This window comes from Aminobacter sp. P4_H6_2, assembly GCF_056400805.1.
In genome coordinates this window covers 1-4,220 of sequence record NZ_JBFUKO010000481.1, presented here as the reverse complement: position 1 = coordinate 4,220, position 4,220 = coordinate 1, and the positions used below count along the sequence as shown (strand labels likewise).

Below are 4,220 nucleotides of genomic sequence, written 5' to 3'. Positions count from 1 at the left end.
CACGTACCCCATCTCGACGGATCGCAATTGCCGTCTCTTTCATTGACACGTCGAGGCCGATATATTCTTCCATGGCTGTTCTCCGTTGATGCTGGGCCCGGCGTCCAGTCGAGAGCCCGTACCTCATCTTATCGGGGAACAGCCACCGTCCAAGAACATGATCGAATCCAGAGCGGCGGTGCTCCCGCGATTACCCCATGTGGTCGCCCCGAGCGGGCGACAGTGTTTCGCGAACCGGAACTGCTAAGAACTGACCAGGCGTTTTTGTTCGGCAATGGCCTTGAGGTTGGCGAGGCCCTTCTCGAAGTCCTTGCCGATCATGCTGTCGAAGTTCATGAACACCTGCATCACCTTGGACATGAACGGAGACGGCCCGCGCATCGCCCAGGTCACCCGGCTCGTGCTTCCTTTCGGCTCGATGGTGAATTCGGCGACGTTGTGCGCTTCGAACGGCTTCAGGAAGTCGAGCTTGATCGTCACCTTGTTCGGCGCAGCCGTGTCGATGATTTCCATCCGGCCGGTGCCGACGTTTTTGTTGCCGGCCCATTCGTAGATCGCACCCCGGCCTGCCTTGGCGCCGCTGAGTGTCCGCTTGAGCTCCGGGTCGCGATCTTCATAGGGCGACCACTCCCGCCATCTCAGGAAGTCGTTGATGAGCGGGAAGATCGCGTCGGGCGCGGCATCGATATCGGCCGCGCGCCGCACGGTGAAGGCGGCGGGCTTGGTCGCCGCGATCGCCAGTATGGCAAGGATCGCCAGCACGATCACGCCCAGGATGATGGCAAAAATCTGCATTGTCGTCTCCGTGGAAATCGTTGCGTTTAGCGGCGGAACGGGATCAGGGCGCGTAACCGCTCGTCGCGCAAATAGAGCCCGCCCCAGGCCATCAGCCCGAGATAGACGCCGAACAAAGTGTGCGAAAACAGCGGGTTGCCGATGCGCAGGTGGATCGCGATGGCGCCGCCGAGATAGCCGGTCAAAAGGATCGCGCCGAGGATCGCCGTCCGAGGCCAGGCGTAGAGTGCCGTGCACACAAGCGTCATCACTCCGAGCGTTCGTGCCAGTTCAGGTGGAAAGCCCAGGGCTGCCGTGGTGTCGATCACCACTTGCAGCGGCACAAGCTTGATCACCGCGTCGAAGACGAGGAAAGTGATCAGGGCGCCGCTGAGAACTCGTCCGGTCCACAGGGCAGGGCTGGAAATTGTTGGCGTTTCAAGTGCCGAATGCATGGTTCTGGTTCCTCGTGATGCCGATTGTCTGAATTATTCGCCGGCGTTGCCGCTGCTGATCATCCAGGGTGTGCCGAACTTGTCCTTCACCATGCCGAAACCCTTGGCCCAGAAAGTCGGGCTGAACGGCATGTTGACCGTGCCGCCATCGGCGAGTGCGTTGAAGACGCGTTCGGCCTTGGCGAGGTCGCCCATGTCGACCGACACCGAAAAGCCCGACATTTCCGTGCGGTACTGGGGTGGTGAGTCCGAGGCCATCAGCATCTGGTCGCCGATGATGAGCTGGGCGTTGATGATCTTGTCTTGCCACTCTTCGGAAACGTCCTTGGTGGCGGGGGTTTCGCGGTGGGTGAGCATGCCTGCGATCTCGCCGTCGAAGACATTGGCGTAGAACTCGAAAGCCTCGCGAGTGTCGCCGTTGAAGAAGAGGTAATTGACGAATTTCATGTCAGTTCTCCCTGATATTTTCTCTCAGTCTGCTCCAAGGACGAAGCAGGCCGCCCGGAGCCGACATGCTTGCGCGAATTTCTTTTGCCGAACCAAAATGGGGCGATCGGTGCGCTTGCCCATTGGGCCAGGGCCGGGCTGCCGTATCGGGTAGCTTGGTTCTTGAGGCAAACTGCACTATCTGAGTGGCGTAGTGGAGCAGTAAGGCAGGGCCCAAATGGCAGTCACCAAAGAAACCGTCTTGGAGCGTCTCAAGACGGTCAACGGCCCGGATTTCTCAGGCAACATCGTCGATCTCGGACTGCTGTCCGACATTTTCATCGCTGACGGCAAGGTGTTCTTCTCGATCACCGTTCCGGCTGCCCGCGCCCAGGAAATGGAGCCGCTGCGYGCCGCCGCCGAGCGCGTCGTCAAGGCCATCCCCGGCGTCACGGGGACTGTCGTTGCCCTGACCGCCGAGAAAAAGGGCGGTGGCATGGAAGCTCCGGTGCCGCAGCGCCCAACTCCGCCGCGTCCGGCTGCAGCGCCGGCGCCCGCAGCACGTCCAGCGCAGCATGCGCCTGCCTCGCACAGCCAGGGCAAGCGCGGCGTTCCAGGCATCGCTTCGATCATCGCCGTTGCCTCAGGCAAGGGCGGCGTCGGCAAGTCGACCACCGCCGTCAACATCGCGCTCGGCCTCCAGGCCATTGGCCTCAAGGTCGGCGTGCTCGATGCCGATATCTATGGCCCGTCGATGCCACGCCTGCTCAACATCCATGGCCGGCCCGAACCAGTCGACGGCAAGATCCTGAAGCCGATGGGCAATTACGGGCTCAAGGTCATGTCCATGGGCTTCCTCGTCGATGAGGAAACCCCGATGATCTGGCGTGGCCCGATGGTCATGTCGGCGCTGACGCAAATGCTGCGCGAGGTCGAGTGGGGCCCGCTCGACGTGCTCGTCGTCGACATGCCGCCCGGCACCGGCGACGCCCAGCTGACCATGGCCCAGCAGGTGCCGCTGGCAGGCGCTGTGATCGTGTCCACGCCGCAGGACCTTGCCCTGATCGACGCCCGCAAGGGCCTGAACATGTTCAAGAAGGTCGACGTGCCGCTGCTCGGCATCGTCGAAAACATGAGCTATTTCATCGCGCCCGACACCGGCAAGCGCTACGACATCTTCGGCCATGGCGGCGCGAAGAAAGAAGCCGAACGTCTCGGCGTGACCTTCCTGGGCGAAGTGCCGCTCGAAATGGGCATCCGCGAAAGCTCCGATGCCGGCACGCCTGTTGTGGTGTCGAAACCCGATGGCGCCGAAGCCAAAATCTACCGCGACATCGCCACTAAGGTCTGGGAGCGACTCCAGGAAGAAAAGGGCGCCTCGGAGGCCGCTGTACCGACCATCGTGTTTGAATAGGGGCTTTGGGGTTGGAGATTCGTGAGACCAGCGTCTCATTCCTTCGCACCCCCCTCTGTCCTGCCCGACATCTCCCCCGCAAGGGGGGAGATCAGACGTCATATCGACTTTCGCCAATCACCAGCGCTGCAGGATTTGTTGTGGCGTCCGAGCTGCCAATCTCCCCCCTTGCGGGGGAGATGTCCGGCAGGACAGAGGGGGGTGGGACGGATCGCTACGCGTCTCCCGGCTTAGCTTTCCCTTGGCGGCAGCCTTCTCATCTCGAAGCCGGTCTTGGTCGTCTGGAAGCCTGCGTTGCGGTAGAATCCCAACGTTGCCGGGTCTTTCGAGCCGGTCAGCAACATCACCTTGTAGCAGCCGAGCGACCAAGCCGTTTCGACGGCGTGGGCAAGTACAGCCTTGCCATAACCACGCCCGCGAAAATCGGAATGCGTCACGACATTCTCGATGAGGGCGTAGGAGGCCCCGCTTCTTACAAAATTTGGAATGACGACCAGCGTGCAGGTGGCCACGAGGGTGCCGTTGCAGACACCGAGAAATATCGAGCCGCCATCGATGCGCGAGAACCGGTCCCAGATCAGGCCGGCCCTTTCGTCATCCAGCGGTTCGTCGCCGGGCACAAGGTGCCGGTAGAGCTGAATAAGCTCAGGCACGTCCTTGCGGGTTGCCCGGCGAATCGTGAATTCGGATGGCATGACGTCCCCGCAGTCTCGATGCTTGTGCCGCCGCTCTCTCAGCCGTTGTTGGACGCCAGATAGGCCGGCAGGTCGGCGATTGAATCGAGCACCACATCGGCCATCGGCGTCAGCGATTCGCGCGTGCCGGTGCCCGAAAGCACTGCGATCGCGAGACCTGCACCACCGGCGCGCGCCATTTCGAGGTCGTGGCGATTGTCGCCGACCATGGCGATCTCCGACGGCTTCAATCCGGTGAGATCGGAAAAGGCATGGATCGAATCCGGCGCCGGCTTCGGGTTGGCGACAGCGTCATAGCCATAGGCGGCCTCGAACATCTGCGCGACGCCGAGCGTCAGCAGCGTCTTTTCCGCCCCGCTGGTCGAATCGTTGGTGGCGACGCCGAGCCGGAAGCCCGCGCTGTGCAGGCTAATCGTTGGTGGCGACGCCGAGCCGGAAGCCCGCGCTGTGCAGGCT

At 62.1% G+C, this 4,220-nt stretch carries 6 protein-coding genes; 1 reads left to right on the top strand and 5 read right to left on the bottom strand.

The window, feature by feature from the left end; genetic code table 11:
• Positions 1-243: 243 nt before the first annotated feature.
• Genes AC1DUU_RS24790 through AC1DUU_RS24780 form a run of 3 tightly spaced genes read right to left on the bottom strand, consistent with a single transcriptional unit; the run spans position 244 to position 1,676 of the window.
• Entirely contained in the window at positions 244-795 is a 552-nt protein-coding gene (locus AC1DUU_RS24790) for an SRPBCC family protein (protein ID WP_476786030.1), read from the bottom strand.
• Positions 796-821: 26 nt separating this feature from the next.
• A complete protein-coding gene (locus AC1DUU_RS24785; RefSeq protein WP_476786029.1) occupies positions 822-1,229 on the bottom strand; it encodes a DoxX family protein in 408 nt (135 codons plus the stop codon).
• Between the two features lie 33 nt (positions 1,230-1,262).
• Positions 1,263-1,676, bottom strand: a complete 414-nt coding sequence (locus tag AC1DUU_RS24780; protein WP_476786028.1) for a VOC family protein — start codon at positions 1,674-1,676, stop codon at positions 1,263-1,265.
• A gap of 217 nt (positions 1,677-1,893) precedes the next feature.
• On the opposite strand from AC1DUU_RS24780, the gene AC1DUU_RS24775 reads away from it, so the two are divergent.
• The gene (locus AC1DUU_RS24775) at positions 1,894-3,069 is read left to right on the top strand and encodes an Mrp/NBP35 family ATP-binding protein (protein WP_476786027.1); all 1,176 of its coding nucleotides are present in this window, start codon (positions 1,894-1,896) and stop codon (positions 3,067-3,069) included.
• 230 nt (positions 3,070-3,299) lie between these two features.
• Here AC1DUU_RS24775 and AC1DUU_RS24770 read toward each other — a convergent pair whose 3' ends face one another.
• Both AC1DUU_RS24770 and AC1DUU_RS24765 read right to left on the bottom strand, forming a co-directional pair.
• Positions 3,300-3,764: a GNAT family N-acetyltransferase gene (locus AC1DUU_RS24770; protein WP_476786026.1), complete on the bottom strand. Its 465-nt coding sequence runs from the start codon at positions 3,762-3,764 to the stop codon at positions 3,300-3,302.
• A gap of 38 nt (positions 3,765-3,802) precedes the next feature.
• A partial coding sequence (locus AC1DUU_RS24765) for an HAD family hydrolase (RefSeq protein WP_476786025.1) occupies positions 3,803-4,220 on the bottom strand: 418 nt, incomplete at its 5' end.